General features: G+C 31.8%; 16 protein-coding genes. 14 read left to right on the forward strand and 2 right to left on the reverse strand.

The genetic code is table 11. The features are described from left to right. Nucleotides 1-2: 2 nt before the first annotated feature. The 3 genes from FYJ71_RS01185 to FYJ71_RS01195 all read left to right on the forward strand — a co-directional run bounded on the left by FYJ71_RS01185 (nucleotide 3) and on the right by FYJ71_RS01195 (nucleotide 3,157). On the forward strand, nucleotides 3-404 hold the full coding sequence (locus tag FYJ71_RS01185; protein WP_235899034.1) for a 23S rRNA methyltransferase: 402 nt from the start codon (nucleotides 3-5) through the stop codon (nucleotides 402-404). Next, nucleotides 401-2,359 carry a hypothetical protein gene (locus FYJ71_RS01190; RefSeq protein ID WP_207707203.1) on the forward strand — a complete coding sequence of 653 codons (1,959 nt, stop codon included), beginning with the start codon at nucleotides 401-403 and terminating at the stop codon, nucleotides 2,357-2,359. Before FYJ71_RS01185 ends, FYJ71_RS01190 begins: the two co-directional genes overlap by 4 nt. A 378-nt stretch (nucleotides 2,360-2,737) precedes the next feature. Beyond that, nucleotides 2,738-3,157, forward strand: coding sequence for a hypothetical protein (locus FYJ71_RS01195; protein ID WP_154537021.1), 420 nt, complete (start codon nucleotides 2,738-2,740; stop codon nucleotides 3,155-3,157). Here FYJ71_RS01195 and FYJ71_RS01200 read toward each other — a convergent pair. Then, nucleotides 3,154-4,551 (reverse strand): ISLre2 family transposase, encoded by a 1,398-nt coding sequence (locus FYJ71_RS01200; RefSeq protein ID WP_024397229.1) that lies wholly within the window; start codon nucleotides 4,549-4,551, stop codon nucleotides 3,154-3,156. The two genes, FYJ71_RS01195 and FYJ71_RS01200, sit on opposite strands and share 4 nt — an antisense overlap. 128 nt (nucleotides 4,552-4,679) lie before the next feature. Here FYJ71_RS01200 and FYJ71_RS01205 point away from each other — a divergent pair, with 128 nt between their 5' ends. From FYJ71_RS01205 to FYJ71_RS09915, 3 genes are all read left to right on the forward strand, one after another. Next, complete coding sequence (locus FYJ71_RS01205; protein ID WP_207707204.1) at nucleotides 4,680-5,504, forward strand: hypothetical protein; 825 nt, start codon at nucleotides 4,680-4,682, stop codon at nucleotides 5,502-5,504. 62 nt (nucleotides 5,505-5,566) lie between these two features. Further along, nucleotides 5,567-6,289: a hypothetical protein gene (locus FYJ71_RS09910; RefSeq protein WP_207707205.1), complete on the forward strand. Its 723-nt coding sequence runs from the start codon at nucleotides 5,567-5,569 to the stop codon at nucleotides 6,287-6,289. A gap of 102 nt (nucleotides 6,290-6,391) precedes the next feature. After that, nucleotides 6,392-6,820: a hypothetical protein gene (locus FYJ71_RS09915; RefSeq protein WP_207707206.1), complete on the forward strand. Its 429-nt coding sequence runs from the start codon at nucleotides 6,392-6,394 to the stop codon at nucleotides 6,818-6,820. 53 nt (nucleotides 6,821-6,873) lie between these two features. Here the strand turns inward: FYJ71_RS09915 and FYJ71_RS01215 are convergent, their stop codons facing one another. Then, a complete protein-coding gene (locus tag FYJ71_RS01215; RefSeq protein ID WP_235899035.1) occupies nucleotides 6,874-7,263 on the reverse strand; it encodes a hypothetical protein in 390 nt (129 codons plus the stop codon). Between the two features lie 5 nt (nucleotides 7,264-7,268). On the opposite strand from FYJ71_RS01215, the gene FYJ71_RS01220 reads away from it, so the two are divergent. From FYJ71_RS01220 to FYJ71_RS01255, 8 genes are all read left to right on the forward strand, one after another. Next, nucleotides 7,269-7,565, forward strand: coding sequence for a putative DNA binding domain-containing protein (locus tag FYJ71_RS01220; protein ID WP_235899036.1), 297 nt, complete (start codon nucleotides 7,269-7,271; stop codon nucleotides 7,563-7,565). A gap of 202 nt (nucleotides 7,566-7,767) precedes the next feature. Further along, nucleotides 7,768-7,953, forward strand: coding sequence for a hypothetical protein (locus FYJ71_RS09870; RefSeq protein WP_195836874.1), 186 nt, complete (start codon nucleotides 7,768-7,770; stop codon nucleotides 7,951-7,953). Nucleotides 7,954-8,384: 431 nt separating this feature from the next. After that, nucleotides 8,385-8,819, forward strand: a complete 435-nt coding sequence (locus FYJ71_RS01230) for a GNAT family N-acetyltransferase (protein WP_154537022.1) — start codon at nucleotides 8,385-8,387, stop codon at nucleotides 8,817-8,819. Nucleotides 8,820-9,319: 500 nt separating this feature from the next. Beyond that, the gene (locus tag FYJ71_RS10140) at nucleotides 9,320-9,379 is read left to right on the forward strand and encodes a hypothetical protein (RefSeq protein ID WP_328597741.1); all 60 of its coding nucleotides are present in this window, start codon (nucleotides 9,320-9,322) and stop codon (nucleotides 9,377-9,379) included. Nucleotides 9,380-9,394: 15 nt separating this feature from the next. Further along, the gene (locus FYJ71_RS01240; protein ID WP_328597733.1) at nucleotides 9,395-10,273 is read left to right on the forward strand and encodes an SPL family radical SAM protein; all 879 of its coding nucleotides are present in this window, start codon (nucleotides 9,395-9,397) and stop codon (nucleotides 10,271-10,273) included. Nucleotides 10,274-10,295: 22 nt separating this feature from the next. After that, nucleotides 10,296-10,814, forward strand: coding sequence for a hypothetical protein (locus FYJ71_RS01245; protein WP_154537023.1), 519 nt, complete (start codon nucleotides 10,296-10,298; stop codon nucleotides 10,812-10,814). 373 nt (nucleotides 10,815-11,187) lie between these two features. Beyond that, a complete protein-coding gene (locus FYJ71_RS01250; protein ID WP_154537024.1) occupies nucleotides 11,188-13,761 on the forward strand; it encodes a type I restriction-modification system subunit M in 2,574 nt (857 codons plus the stop codon). 1 nt (nucleotide 13,762) lies between these two features. Continuing rightward, on the forward strand, nucleotides 13,763-14,992 hold the full coding sequence (locus FYJ71_RS01255) for a restriction endonuclease subunit S (RefSeq protein WP_154537521.1): 1,230 nt from the start codon (nucleotides 13,763-13,765) through the stop codon (nucleotides 14,990-14,992). Nucleotides 14,993-15,117 lie beyond the last annotated feature (125 nt).

Here is a 15,117-nt window from a genome sequence, read left to right on the forward strand (position 1 = left end):
ATATGGGTTGTTATACTAATAAATGTGATATGTTCCCAAGAACTATTAAATCAACAGAATGTGCCAATGTAAGCTATGGTATCAGCTCGTGCCATGTTGAGACAATTGTGTTGCTTTCCAAACTAGATTTAAAGAAATATATTAGTCTGGAACTTCCGATGGATGATATGGACTTAACAAGTGCTGAGAGTAAGGCTACCTATAAGCAAATTCAAAATTATGTTTTAGAAAAATATGGATTTAAGGTATCTAATTTGTATATAGCACAAGTAAAAGAAAAGTATGGAATTAAAGAAAGAGAAAATTATAACAAACGTAAAAATAATGACTCGAAGCAACCGATTTGCCCAATAGAAAAAGAAGAAGCAATAAAAGATGCATTTAGGTATTTTCAGATGATTTGAGAAAGGTTGATATAGTTATGGATACAAAGGATGGTTTAAGAGTAAAATACTATTCTACAAATGATTTAAGCTGCGGATTTTATTTGAAGAGAATTGAAGATGTTGTTTGTGATTCTGTGATTGAGAAAAAAAGAGTCGATATTAACGAAATTATTGAATTATATAATATACAACAGTTTTTTCAAAATAGAATCTATTCTATACATTGGACAAAACAACAGTTGAAAGATTATAGTGAAATTGTAAGTAACTTTTCAAAAGCAATAGGTATATTTTTTTCGAAAATTAATATAGATAAAATAGAAAGTATGTTTGATGCTATCTATTATGATTATAGAGATGACTTTTGGAAACTTATAGAAAAGTATAAGGTTTATGAAAAAATTTCAGTCGAGCAATTTAGAAATATAACTTTGAATAAACATTTTCTCTTAAAGGATGTTTTGAAGTGTAAAAATCTAGTTAAAAAGTTTTCAGGTGAAATAGTTACATATATGGAAAAAAATCCATTTTGCGCTGAAATTATGTTGAGTTACTACTTGGAAAAGCATGACAGAAATATAGAATCTTTATATTTTCCAGTTGAACTATCAAACGAAAAGAAAACATTAATATTAGATAAGTACATAACAAGTAACTCACCTAACACTAATTATCTAAAACTAGTTTTTGAATCAAATAGTACAAATAACCTGTGTTTGACAGATAGATTAAAGCTAAAAGCAAAAAGAAAATATGATGAAGAGATTGAGACTTTATTCAAAGAAAGAACTGGATTTGAATATGGTGTACAGGTTTCTTTCTCTAATAAGATAGATGAAGAATTTAAATTTGAAACAGATAATAAGAGAATTCTATCGGTTTTGTACAGTGCAAAATGGATAAAAGAAAATTTGGATTATCCAACATTATTAAATAATTTTATTTATTTATTTGGATATACAGATATGCAATGTAGATCTCTTCATGTTTCTAGGAAATCTCAAATGAGTGTTATAGAAAAAAATTTAGGGATTAAAGGAAGAAAAGAATATACTACTGGAATTGTATTTCAACAAATTCAGATGTTAGCAGAACTTCAAACGATTGGATATTGTAATGAATTAGAAAAGTATAATATATATTTGGAAGACATTATCGAATGGTTTTTTTGTGATTATTTAGAAGAAGAATTTAGTGTAAAAGGCTTTAGTTTTAATAAATCTTCACGTTCTGTATCATATCTTGAAAAATGTAGGAATATTGCTGCTGAATTTGATAATCTTTTAAAGAGATTTAAAATTTATTGCGAAGACGTAGAAATTGATGATGAATTATTACATATATCAACAGAGCATATATTTATTAAAGATATACCAAGTATGGTAAGTAATAAATATATTTATCCATATGGAAATGATTATCAAACGATAAGTAATTTATTATTTTCGGATCAATCAATAATTCATTACCTCCCTAAATTACCAAATAATTATGATTCATTTTATTGTTTATTAGGAAAAGAAAATGTCTATTATGATATGTTTGAAGATTATCAAATACCTAGCATTGACTGGTTAATTGAACATAATATTATAAAAATTGATGACAAAAAAAGAATAATACCAGATTTGGGAAAGATATTGATACTAAATGAGTTATACCAACATGATGTAGTATGTTTTAGCTATATGAAAAAGTATCAATCTGTTATTCTGGAATTAAATAAAATGGGATTGGTGGAGTTTTCTTCATCATTATTTTCGAGACCAGAACAGGATTATTATAATTATCTATTTAATAAGTCCGAATTTGACAATGGATTAGATATTCGTAATAGATATACACATGGTACGCAAATAGTAGATGAAAACAAAAATAAACAGGATTATTTTATTTTTCTCCGAATTATGATTCTTATAGTTATAAAGATAAACGAAGAATTTTGCTTAAAGTATCCTAAAAAGAAAGATTGATAATTAAATTGAATTTTAACAGTTTTTATGTATTATTGTAGGATAAGTTTGGACAATGATGAGCAAGTTGAGTGCGTAGTATTGATGTCTATGAAAGACAAATAAATAGCGAAAAGTAATGTATTTACGGGCTTTTTTGAGATTAGTAGGTAGCTCATGAAAGTCCGTATTTCTTATATTGAAACATATCTACTGTAAAAACGGTCAGAGAGGTTAGGTTGTGGATTAGATGTTGTGGGTTGTTGTGGCACGGGGATAGATGTTATCTAGGGGGCAAACTCAATTTGAGTGAGTGATTTAGATGTTGTCTAATCCAGCAACTCGACTGTTGGCAATACAGCAGGCAGTGGATTAGATGTTATGGAAGGAGGTACACCAATGGGGGATTCTGTATGGATTTGGCCTTCAGCGGATATGGATTTTTGGAAAATAAATAATGAAGAAACATCCGTAATTATTAAGTGGAGTAGAAATTGTTTTGAAGATTATAAAGCGCTCTCATATCATTTCTATGAGTGTGGTTATAAAACATTTACAGATGTGATTGAAAGTGGGCACGATAACATTAAATCGGATATGTGGTTTCTAACAGGTATATTTTTGTTACGTCATAGTCTTGAACTTGGCTTGAAATCTTTACTATGTCGAGTATTACCTCGGAAGAGAGATATTCAAGATTCTTTCGAAGACTGCTGTCATGATGTATCTATGTTGTTAAAAAAATACATAGATACAGGTAGAGAAAGCTTTTTGACTAATGAGATAGTGTCAACTTTTTATGGAGTTTTTTCATCCTAATTTCCAAAACAGTTAATTTTCATTCTTCCCATTGATTTAACTACTTTTTGTGATGGACTAGATTCATCGAAGATGAACTTTGGATTATCGAAGATCTCCCAATTTATTTTTTCTCTTCTCTCTACGATATTTTCTAGTTCTTTATTTTTTTCTCCCTCAAAAATTCTTTTATCTATTTTTTTCCCATTCTTCTTATATACTCTTAAATAACTTAATTTTCCAAGTGTTTCTTTTCCCCATCCCATCGGATGCCTACTAAATCGTTCTGATAATACATGACTTATTTGACCCTCTGTACAGCTTCCTGGCACTTCTAACGTATATCTATTCACTATTCCTTCCCAGTTGTTTATTATGTATTTACATACATTTTCACATCTTTTATTTGACCTTTCATCTTCACACGACTTAACTAATTCTTCCAATAGCACTTTTGCTTCTTCTTTCTTGTTTTCTTTTATCAATTTCTCTAGATTTTTTACTATTTTTTTATCATCTCCAATTTTTCTTATTGTATTCAAGTATTTTTTTACATGAAATCCATCGCAAACATAGACTCTCTGGCTATAATCTTCTAGCCCATTTTTTATCCACATTCCCCCATCTGCATGAATATACAATTTTTCTAACTCCCCTACATCATAGTTTTTTTGAATGTATTTATCTACAATCCTCCATAAATCCTTTGTGTTAAATTCCTTATCTACAAAATGCTGGATATTGATTGTTTTCCTTCTTGATTTTGATATTGCTTTTATTCCCTCTGACACGCTCACCATTGGCACAATTTGATTTTTCCTTCCTATTTCTTTATTAGGCTTCTGAGTGTGCACATGATCTTCATCTGCAAATATATGTAGCTCTTTAACAGCCTTTCGTTCCCTATTTTTGCAAATTGATATATTCTCTATTTTGCTTTTTAATATCGCATTTCTTACGCTTTGTCTACTAATACAATCGACTCCAACTAGAGCTTTACTTTTCTCATATGAATATTCTGTCGCTTTATCAACTAATGCAGCTTTTATATCAATACTTATTCTTTCATATGCTTTTATCCCTAAAATTTCGTCCATTGGCTTAATATATTTTTTATTTGTTGAATCATAGTAGTTATCTCTTTTGTACTCTATTTGACCTAAGCAAGTCAAAATACTACGACTTATATTTTTTTCTTTTAATGATAATCCTTTACTCTTTCGAGTATATTTGTCTTTTCGTATTTTTTCATTCATATATTCTATATGCTTTTCTACCAATTCTTTAGATGTCTTCTTGCACTCTTCCAGAATTTTAGGACAAACCGATGACAAATCCTGTTCTTCATCAAATATTAATATTTTTTCTATATTTTTTACCAATTCTAAGCAATATTGTTGTATAATAGTTTCCATAGAGATTACTCCTTTGTTTAGTTTTTTGGGTTAACTGTATTTTAACATATTAGGATGTAATCTCTATTTTTTTATTCCAAAAACTCCATACTTATTTTACACTAACGACTAATGAAGAGACAGAATGGTTGACAGCCTATTTAGATTCGTTAGAGGAAGTCGATAAAAAATCGGATATGTTCAGATTTCAATTTGAAGACGACTTTCTTTCAAAATACAGAGATAAGTTTTTGGACAATGTGGTTGTTGCCAATAATTTGTTACAAGCATTTGCGTTAGTAAAGAAATGCATTGAGAAAGGAATTGTTTCTGAAGAGGATGAATTTGACCATAACTTAAAACCTGAATTCTTTGTTTTTGCTTCACATGGATTTGGAAATTGCTATTTGTGGCAAAGAATCTCAGATGAAGGCTTCCATGTCAAGGTCACTGGATATACCGAAGTGATTGATTATATCTATAAAAATCATCAGATATCAAACAAAGTTAAATTATATCCACTTATTTTTATGTTCCGAAATACTATAGAGTTATGTTTGAAGAGATTATTTTATAGTAGGGTCGATAATGGTGTACCGTTAAAAGTATTCAACTCGAAACGAAAAAGCCATTATATAAAAAAAGATTTATGGAAAAATGTAAAACCGGTAATTGTTAAATATGCGAATGATTCCGATGAAGATTTAGCAATTGTAGATATCGTTGAAAAGCTACTCGATGAAATAAATTCATTAGATAAAAACGGAGATAATTTCCGATATCCTACATCTTACAGTTTAGAGTATAGAATTGATAACAAAAAAATGGATTTGAGTAATGTGTATACGTATCTAAAAGCAATAATAAACTTTCTTGAAGGGTGTGATTCTATGCTTGATGCAATTGCAGATTATGAAAGTGAGATGAAGGCAGAATACGAATCCGAAATGATGGCAAATATAGATTGTTATTAGAATCTTTGATATTCTCGAAAATTACAAAGCCTATTATAGAGACAATAGGAGGTTCAAAATAAATGGAATACATAGGAATAGGTATTGTCATAGCTGTAGCAATAGCGGCAGACATTATCATCTATAAAAAATTAAAGAAGAGAGAAACTATTCCATCAAACGATTTGGTGTCGGTGCCATCAACAGTTATAAGTGGAAAAGATGAGCTTGCCAATGTTCATCAGGCAAATGAACTTGTTATTCAGATGGAGAAGCTCCCAGCTGAAGCTATTGATGATGAGACTAAGCTAGTAGAAATTACAGATAGCAAAGTTCTGGCTCATGTTCCGGAATTAGCTCAGGATGGTAATGCAGCAAATGGCGAAGTGTTGTATCGTGCGGTTATTCCTGCAGGTGCCAAACTGACAAATTCTAAAGCAATGGAAGGTGCTGTACGCGGTATCTATCATGGTGTTGATGGCATCAATGGTCATGCTAATCTTGTGGCTGTAGAAGCACAAAAAGGAACTGCGGTATTTGTCAATACTGTAGCAGTGGCGATGGGTGTTGCATCAATGGTTGTTGGCCAGTATTACATATCACAGATAAATGCTGAGCTAGGTGAAATTAGTGATGGTATTTCTCAGATACAGGATTTTCAGGATAATGAGTATCGCAGTAGAATATTTTCACTCGTGGCTCATGTAAAGAAGATTGCTGATTTTCAAACCGAGATTTTAGAAAATGATGAGTTGCGTATTTCGAAGATTGCTCAGCTTGATAGTTTGGAAGAAGAATGTACGTAGCTTCTTGGACAAGCCAATCTTACACTCGCAGGCTTCGCAAAGAAAACGGATCTGGATTATGAAACTTATGAGAAGGTATTAGGTAATGCACAGAACTGGTTTATGTATCAGAAGTCATTATTAGATGTACTTTACAAGATATCTGATTTGAGATACACATTGCACGTGGGTGCTGTATCAAGAGAACAGTGCGTTGCGTTATTACCAACCTACACAAAGCAAGTAAGCGATACGCAAGAACGACTTACAGCATGGCATGATAGTACAACTCAACGACTAGGCATCGAAACTGATGAAATTCGTAGAAAAAGAGCTGGATTTGATGGCGTGATTCATTTTATTCTGGGACTGTTTAACGATGATTTCAATTTCCGTTCAATAGAAAAGAAAACCGCAACGATGATTTCTGTACAGGCATCTGGTCATGAATCGTTACATATTGTGGATATATCAGAGCTATATGCAGAAGATGTACAACTAATTTCAAAAGATGGAAAGATTTATTATCTTCCTGAAAGAATAGCAGAATAAATAAAAACAATCCTCTCAACCATCATGGCTGGGAGGGTTTCGTGCATCTATGCTTATCTTTCAATATCGACCTTGAGTCCTGATTTTAATTCCACAGTGCAGTGGGTAGGCCAGATTATGATTTGCTTAAGCCGGCGTTTTACAAGGGCCTCATCAAACTCCTTAAGGTCGGAAGGTTGGTCTTTAACGAAATCCTGCAATTCTGTGATGCGCTGCAGTTGTTCATCACGTTGTACCGTATCCATTGAGGCCAATTGGGGCTTTTCTCTGAGTGCAAAAATATGGTCGGCTATCTCATCGTAGGCTTGCTTCTTTGTTGTTGGCCCTTTTAACAAGCTCCTGCTGAAGTTCCATAAGTTTATCATCATTCCATCAGTGGTAATTGCTGCAGAAGCTCTGATGATCGATGTGATATTTTGTTTTAGCTGTTTCTGATATTTCAAGAGAAATGTTCCCTAACGCAAAGATAGTATTAGATAAGGGAGACATCTTCAGAACGATTATTCCTCTAAAGAAGATAGCGACGCAGAAGGTGGGTGGCGAGAATGTCCCTCACGATAGGAATGAACTTATGGAATATATAAAAGCACATGTAAGATTAAATAACAAAATTACAAGGCAGGATATGGCAGAAGGTGCAGGGGTAAGTGTCAAAACGATACAAAGGGCTTTGAAAGAGATAGATAATCTGAATTATGTAGGTAGTGGAAATAATGGACATTGGGAACTTAATGAGAAAAAGTAAGCAGTGGTAAGTTGAAACTATCTATCAGCTTAAAGCTATTGAAAAATGAATTTTTTTGAGATATAATTTGAATAAGTTCAGAGGTGATACACTATGGTTAAGTACAGGCTTTCTTTCCAAACGATAGAAGGAAATACAAATAATCAAAGTGGTATACTGAAAGAATGCATTTAAATTGTAATTAAAGGAAGGTAGAAAAGCTATGAAAAAATTAGGTCTTGTTGGCGGACTTGGACCGGTATCAACTTTGGATTATTATCGTCTTATCAATGAAAAATACAGAGATATCGTTAAGCCTGAATCAGTTGCAGGAGATAATCCTCATATGACTATTGAGAGTCTGAATCCCGGCGTGGCTTATGAATCTAAGTGCAGCAGACTGAGATAAGCTTACGGAATATCAGATGGGTGCGATTAACAGATGTTATGCATCATGGAGGAATTATATTAATATATTTATCCACATAGATTGTCTTCCGTCTTATTAATGCTGACAACAAAATGATAACAAAAGGTGTGGCAGGTTGGATGATATGGATATATAAAATAATCTGAGGAATTTTGAGAAAGCAGGCGTGATTTAAACCAACCTTTATTAGTGAGGGAAAAATATACTAAATAATGGCGCTAATTGTTCACGATTTGTCCACGGAACATTTCACTTGTGAACAAATTATTTATTGTGTTCTCCGGTTACTTTTTTAAAAATTTTACAGTTTCTTTATTATCTATTCAGCCTGATTGAATGATAAAATATGGGAAAAGTGATATAATAAAATTGATGAAAAATTATCAAATCAGAAGTTGTGAGGTGCTGAAATGATTAGAAATATAAAAAAAGAAGATGCCCAATCAATACAAAAAATTTGCGATATTTCTTTAGGATATACAGTTTCTACGGAGTTAATGATTAGGCAAATTGATAAACTGTCGAATGATATAAATCATCATTGGATTTATGTTTATGAGGATGAGGATTCACATAGGGTTGTTGGTTTTATAGAGGCTGAGACTTATGAAAGCCTTTACTCAGATTGCGGTCTGAATATTCTAGGATTAGCTGTTTTGCCAGAGTTTCAAGGGAAAGGCATTGGAAAGAAATTGATGGAGCATTTAGAAGTGAATGCCCAAAAAAAATCGGTTAAATTTATTAGATTAAACTCAAGAGAAACAAGGGTAGAGGCTCATAAATTCTATGAAAATATTGGATATGTGTGCGATAAAACCCAAAAGAGATTTATTAAAATTTTTTGATTAATCAATTCCCGATTTGTTGAAGTAAAACAATTAAAAAAGATCACTAAAAGGAAGTAAAAGGAATAGCTGATACTTCCTTTTTTATTTCCGAAAAACAAGTTAGGCCTATAAAACTAGGTGGAAAAATGGTATAGTATTAGTTAATATAGATAAACAAACTAGAAGTTGATGAAAGGGGAAAGCATGTAATATACACAGAAAGATTTCCAGGAATGGATACTATGCCATGCCGACTCTAACAGATTATTCTTATCAAAGAAATGTTTATTCCTTTTATACGGAATGATGTTCCTTGCTTTGAACAAGACGGAAAAACTTCCTATAGAATCTTTGTATTTGGAAAGAATATAAGGTATTTGGACGATTTTAAAAGTAGATATTGTGAGCATATAGCTGGAAATGGAGTTTTTTAAAGAAGAAAGGGAAATGATATTATCGTCAGTGCCGAGTAAAAGTATAAAAAAATATCTCATATTGGTAGCACTGCTATATTAGGAATATGTGCAAAAAATATTGTGGATATATTGCTTGAAGTAAAAGACAAGTCAAAATTGTAGAAATGAGGTAATAAAGTGCATTTTACAAAAGTAAAAGGAATTCTATCTTCAAAGAATGGAATGAATTTGTTCAGAGGTTGTACTCATGGTTGTATTTATTGTGATTCAAGAAGTAAATGCTATCAGATGAACCATAGATTTGAAGATATAGAGGTAAAGGAGAATGGTATCATCCTTTTGGAAGAGAGTCTAAAACGAAAAAGAAAAAAATGTATGATTGGATTAGGCTCAATGACCGATCCATATATTCGTGAGGAGTTACAGCTAAATTATACAAGAAAAGCTCTTGAACTGATAAACCGGTACGGATTCGGTGTAACTCTTATAACAAAGTCGGCTAATGTTCTAAGAGATCTGGACTTGTTGAAGGAGATAAATTCAAAAACAAAATGTGTAATTCAAATGACTTTGACGACATACGATGAAGAACTTTGTAAAAAAATAGAGCCTAACGTTTCAACAACGAAAGAAAGAGTCGAAGTTTTAAAGATTTTGCGTGATGAAGGAATACCAACAGTAGTTTGGTTAACTCCTATACTTCCATTTATTAATGATACAAAAGAGAATATTCTTGGAATTTTGAACTATTGCAAGGAAGCAAATGTGTTTGGGATAATATGCTTTGGTATGGGACTTACACTTAGAGATGGAAACAGAGAATATTTTTATTATCAACTGGACAAGCAATTCCCAAATTTAAAAGAAAGATACATCAGAGAGTATGGCAACAGTTATGTGGCGAATAGCAAAAATAACAAAACTCTAACGGCTTTATTTCACGAATTTTGTGAGCAGCATAACATAGTTCATGATAATGAAGCTATATTTAACTATCTAAAGCTATTTGAGGAAAAGAACTGTTCAAAGCAGATTAGTTTTTTTGATGAAGTATGATTAATGTAGAGGTGACTGAAATATGAAAACTTTAGATTTATTTCCTTGGAAAATCCGAGTGAACAAAGAAAAAACAAGTGAATATTACTCGAAAAAAGATTTATCAAGTGATAAAGAATTAAAAAAATTAGATAAAGAATTAAATGATGTGTTTAAGAAAGTACTGAATTCAGAAACGTTAAAATTCATAAGTAATTTTGGTGTTGATATTGACAAATTGCGTGTTGAGTTAACGCCAGATTTTTATGATGAAGGAAAGTTGATTCTTAAAGGCGCATATTTATTGGAATTTATTTTTGCTGGAGAATTTGTGGCAATTCCTAGTAAACAATGGGATTTTTATTTTGAAAGCTCAGAAGATGAACCAGCAATTTTTGAAATCGAAGAAAATATGCCAGAGAAAATTTTAGTTGATGATTTTTTTCATCAAACGGCAGATAAAATGGGAATTTATAAATTTAGTCCTGCTGTCATATATGATGAAAGTTTTGAGGGGTGGAATTCGGGATACATTTTTTGTAAAGCTCTTTTTAGGTTGTAGTTTTTCATTAAAAAAAGGAAAACTGGAATCTTTAGAAATATAACAAAGCATCTATCGAGAATATAGTAATCATTTTAACAGGTAATCTTTCGAAAAAATATTCAGTGTGGATATTGATATGGAATATGCTACATTGTAATCAGAGATTTTTATTACTAAAAACTTTGGTTTTCCAAATAATATATTGAGGATACTTATTTTCAATAGTATAATAATGTTATTAAGTGAGTATTTCTTAATAAGAACAGTTTGTAAAAAAGAAGAAATAAAATAATATATTTCAAAAGTATGCTATATGTTATGATTCTTTTTTCAAGACATTATAAAAATAGTAGACTCAGAAAAATTAATTCGATAAATGGGGGAAGAAGTAATGAATAAACAGCAACTTGCAAATAAAATTTGGGAGTCAGCAAATAAAATGCGTTCTAAAATTGAAGCAAACGAGTACAAGGATTATATTTTAGGATTTATATTTTATAAGTATTTGTCAGATCAAGAAGTCAAATTTCTAAAAGAGAAAGAGTTTTCTGATGATGACATTATGGAACTTGTGGAGGAAGATTCAGAAACAGTTGAATATATACAAAGGAATATTGGTTACTTTATTTCCTATGAAAACCTATTCTCTACTTGGATAACAATGGGTAAAGATTTTGATGTGTCAAATGTAAGGGACGCACTTTCTGCATTTAACAGATTGATTTATCCAACTCACAAAAAGGTATTTGACAAAGTATTTGATACGCTTCAGACAGGACTTAGCAAATTGGGGGATAGCTCCAATGCTCAAACGAAAGCAATAAGTAGTTTGTTGCAATTGATTAAAGATATTCCAATGGACGGAAAACAAGACTATGATGTACTTGGCTTTATATATGAGTTTTTGATTAGTCAATTTGCCGCTAATGCTGGAAAAAAAGCAGGAGAATTCTATACACCTCATGAAGTTTCAGTACTGATGTCAGAAATTGTTGCTGATCATTTAAAAGGTAAGAGTGAAATAAAGATTTACGATCCAACAAGTGGATCCGGTTCTTTGCTAATCAATATAGGTAAAAGTGTTTCAAAATATATGTCTGATGGAAACAATATAAAGTATTATGCTCAAGAGCTAAAAGAGAATACTTATAATCTTACTCGAATGAATTTGGTTATGAGAGGCATTAAACCGGATAATATTGTAACACGAAATGGTGATACGTTGGAGGAAGACTGGCCTTTCTTTGATGAAAATGATCCAATCAATACATACAATCCTCTATATGTAGATGCAGTGGTGTCTAACCCTCCTTATTCTCAAGCCTGGGATCCTTCAAATAAAGAACACGATCCTAGGTACTCTCGCTTTGGAATAGCACCAAAGGGCAAGGCGGATTATGCTTTCTTATTGCATGATTTGTTTCATATAAAACCAGATGGAATAATGACGATTGTATTGCCTCATGGTGTGTTGTTCAGAGGTGGAGAAGAAGGAACTATACGAAAAAATTTAATTGAGAATAATCATATTGATGCAATTATTGGATTACCTGCAAATATCTTCTTTGGAACAGGTATTCCTACAATTGTAATGGTATTAAAACAGAAAAGAGAAAACACAGATACTCTGATTATTGATGCCTCAAAAGGTTTTATCAAGGAGGGCAAAAACAATAAATTACGTGCTTCAGATATTAAGAAGATTGCGGATACAATAATTAAGCGTGAAAGTATTGAAAAATTTTCAAAGGTAGTAACAAGGGAAGAAATAAGAAATAATGATTATAATCTTAATATTCCACGATATGTAGATTCATCTGAAGCAGCAGAAAGTTGGGATATTTATGCTTCAATGTTTGGTGGTATTCCATTATCAGAGCTTGAGGATTTGAAAGAATACTGGGAAGCATTCCCTACACTAAAGGATGCCCTTTTCACTAATAGTGATATTCCTTATGTTGAAGTTGCTGTTGAAGATATTAAACAAACAATCAAAAATCATGAGAATGTTGTGTCTTTTGAAAACGCATTTGCAAGTTCATTTGAAGATTTTCATAATTACTTATACAGTGAGTGGATTGAAAAAATGTCTGAAGTCGAAATTGGTAAATCTGAGAATGAAGTCAGTGAAAATATTTTCGCTCGATTAGAAGATATTTCTTTAATAGATAAATATGAAGCATATCAACTCTTAGACAATGAATGGGGAAAGATTGCAGGAGATTTGGAAATGATACAATCAGAAGGGTTTGGTTCAACAAAAAAAGTTGATCCAAATTTGATAGTGAAGAAGAAAGACGGAAAAGAGCAAGAGATACAAGATGGATGGGTTGGACATATTATTCCATTTGAATTGGTTCAAAAAGAAATACTATCTGAACAGTATCTTGCACTAACTGAGAAAGAAAACAGATTGGCAGAGATTCCTTCGCTATATGAAGAACTTATTGATTCTTTAACAGAGGAAGAGAAAGAAAGCGACATATTAAATGATTCTAATGATGCCTTTGTCGGAAAAGAAGTAACGAAGAAATTGAAAGAGTTAAAAAAAGAAGCTCAAACTGATGAAGTTAAGGAATTTATTGATAAACTATCCAGATATGAAAAATTATCACAAGAAGAGAAGGATCTAAAAAAAGAAATAAAAAAGGAAAGTGCCGATCTTCATATGCTTACAAAAGAAACTATTGAAAATTTATCAGACGATAAAGTATGTGAGTTGCTTGATAAAAAATGGATTGGAAATTTGATTGAATGTATAAATAAACTACCGGACACAATAGTAAATAATCTTGTTTCTAAAATTCAGGCTCTTCAATCAAAGTATGCAACTACTTATCTTGATGTGCAAAAGGAAATAAGAGAGACTGAAAGACTGTTGTCATCCATGATTGATGAGCTAGAAGGAAATGAATTTGATATGAAAGGCTTGAGTGAGTTTAAGTCACTTTTGATGGGTGAGTAGTATGAATGATATGAAAAAACCTTCGATTCGTTTTAAAGGGTTTACGGAAGATTGGGAACAGCGTAAGTTGGGAGATATGATGAATGTTACTTCTGTAAAGCGAATTCATCAATCAGATTGGACAGACTATGGAATACGCTTTTTGCGAGCAAGAGATATTGTATCCGCTTATAAAAATGAAGAGCCTGACGACTACCTATACATATCTAAAGAGAAGTACGATGAGTACAGTTCAATATCGGGAAAAGTTAGCATTGGAGATATGCTCGTAACAGGTGTCGGTACAATCGGTGTGCCGTATTTAGTGGATAATTCCGACCCCCTATACTTCAAAGACGGGAATATAATATGGTTTCAAAACGAAGATAAGGTTTTTGGAAAATTCTTGTTTTACTCTTTTGCAGGAAAGTCAATTCAAGATTTTATAACAGAGTCGGCGGGTATTGGGACGGTAGGAACATATACGATTGAAAGTGGCAAAAAGACGCCTATATCACTGCCCGACAAGGAAGAGCAAGAGCGTATCGGTTTATTCTTTGCAAACCTCGACTACCTTATCACCCTTCATCAGCGAAAGTATGATAAGTTAGTTAATGTGAAAAAATCTATGCTTGAAAAAATGTTTCCTCGTGAAGGAAAAAACATACCTGAAATAAGATTTTCTGGATTTACAGAAACTTGGGAACAGCGTAAGTTGGGGGAGATTGTTGGGATATATGACGGTGTGCATCAAACTCCAAAATATCAAGACGGTGGAATAATGTTTTTATCAGTAGAAAACATTGCAACTTTACAATCTTCAAAATATATTTCTGAAGATGATTTTAAACGAGATTATAAAGTTTACCCACAAGAAAATGATATTTTAATGACGAGGATTGGTGATGTGGGGACAACAAATGTAATAACTGATAATAGCTTAAAAGCTTACTATGTCAGCCTTGCATTATTAAAATATAAGAGTACAAATCCGTATTTTTTGAGTAATGCAATTCAATCTGATTATGTAAAGAACGGTTTGGCAAATAGAACCTTAAAAACAGCAATTCCGATGAAAATTAATAAAGATGAAATTGGAAAAGTTGATGTTATGTTGCCGACATCAGTTAAGGAACAAACCAAAATCGGAACATATTTCCGCAACCTCGACCACCTTATCACCCTTCATCAGCGAGAGGTGGAAAAATTGAAAAATATAAAAAAATCTTGCTTAGAAAAGATGTTTGTATAAATTATATAGTGGTGGATTTAAAGAAAAATTAAAGTAATATCTTAAAATTGATAAAAAAATAACATTATGTTGGTGAATAATGAATTAGGAGTATAAATAAAGATTTTCAAGGAGAAATTTTGTGA

The organism is Peptostreptococcus porci (genome assembly GCF_009695815.1).
Lineage (GTDB): Bacteria > Bacillota > Clostridia > Peptostreptococcales > Peptostreptococcaceae > Peptostreptococcus > Peptostreptococcus porci.

Coding starts and splice junctions, on each gene's coding strand:
- FYJ71_RS01195 (WP_154537021.1), top strand. CDS start 2,738: ATGGGGGATTCTGTATGGATTTGGCCTTCAGCGGATATGGATTTTTGG.
- FYJ71_RS01185 (WP_235899034.1), top strand. CDS start 3: ATGGGTTGTTATACTAATAAATGTGATATGTTCCCAAGAACTATTAAA.
- FYJ71_RS01250 (WP_154537024.1), top strand. CDS start 11,188: ATGAATAAACAGCAACTTGCAAATAAAATTTGGGAGTCAGCAAATAAA.
- FYJ71_RS09915 (WP_207707206.1), top strand. CDS start 6,392: ATGTATCAGAAGTCATTATTAGATGTACTTTACAAGATATCTGATTTG.
- FYJ71_RS01255 (WP_154537521.1), top strand. CDS start 13,763: ATGAATGATATGAAAAAACCTTCGATTCGTTTTAAAGGGTTTACGGAA.
- FYJ71_RS01230 (WP_154537022.1), top strand. CDS start 8,385: ATGATTAGAAATATAAAAAAAGAAGATGCCCAATCAATACAAAAAATT.
- FYJ71_RS01220 (WP_235899036.1), top strand. CDS start 7,269: ATGTTCCCTAACGCAAAGATAGTATTAGATAAGGGAGACATCTTCAGA.
- FYJ71_RS01200 (WP_024397229.1), bottom strand. CDS start 4,551: ATGGAAACTATTATACAACAATATTGCTTAGAATTGGTAAAAAATATA.
- FYJ71_RS01245 (WP_154537023.1), top strand. CDS start 10,296: ATGAAAACTTTAGATTTATTTCCTTGGAAAATCCGAGTGAACAAAGAA.
- FYJ71_RS09870 (WP_195836874.1), top strand. CDS start 7,768: ATGAAAAAATTAGGTCTTGTTGGCGGACTTGGACCGGTATCAACTTTG.
- FYJ71_RS09910 (WP_207707205.1), top strand. CDS start 5,567: ATGGAATACATAGGAATAGGTATTGTCATAGCTGTAGCAATAGCGGCA.